This window comes from Azospirillum griseum (assembly GCF_003966125.1).
GTDB classification, from domain to species: domain Bacteria; phylum Pseudomonadota; class Alphaproteobacteria; order Azospirillales; family Azospirillaceae; genus Azospirillum; species Azospirillum griseum.
On sequence record NZ_RXMA01000124.1, the window covers coordinates 1 to 605 of the forward strand.

The 605-nt window shown below is 65.3% G+C and carries 1 protein-coding gene; it reads right to left on the reverse strand.

What is annotated here, in order from left to right; genetic code table 11:
* A partial coding sequence (locus EJ903_RS26445) for an ABC transporter ATP-binding protein (protein ID WP_148105327.1) occupies positions 1–605 on the reverse strand: 605 nt, incomplete at both ends.

A 605-nucleotide genomic window follows, 5' to 3' on the forward strand; every position in this document is an offset into this window, starting at 1 on the left:
TCGGCGAGGATCTCGCCGCGCCGCAGGACGGTGATGGTGTCCGACAGATGGGCGACGACCGACAGGTTGTGTTCCACCATCAGCACGGTGCGGCTGGCCGCCACCCGCTTGATCAGCGCGGCGGTCCCCTCGATGTCCTCGTGGCCCATGCCCGCCAGCGGCTCGTCCAGCAGCATCACCTCGGGATCGAGCGCCAGGGTGGTGGCGATTTCCAGCGCGCGCTTGCGGCCATAGGGCAGCTCGGCGGCCAGATGATGCGCCCAGGGCGACAGGTTCACGTCCTCGATCAGCTCCAACGCCCGCTGGTGCAGGCTGTGCAGCGTCGATTCCGATTTCCAGAAATGAAAGCTGGTGCCGAGCGGGCGTTGCAAGGCGACCCGGACATTTTCCAGCACCGTCAGGTGCGGGAACACCGCCGAAATCTGAAAGGACCGCACCAGCCCCATCAAGGCGATCTCCGCCGGTTTGGTGCGGGTGATGTCCTTGCCCTTGTAGAGAATCTGCCCACGGGTCGGCGTCAGGAATTTGGTGAGCAGGTTGAACACCGTGCTCTTGCCCGCGCCATTCGGGCCGATCAACGCGTGGATCGTTCCCCGGCGAACCTG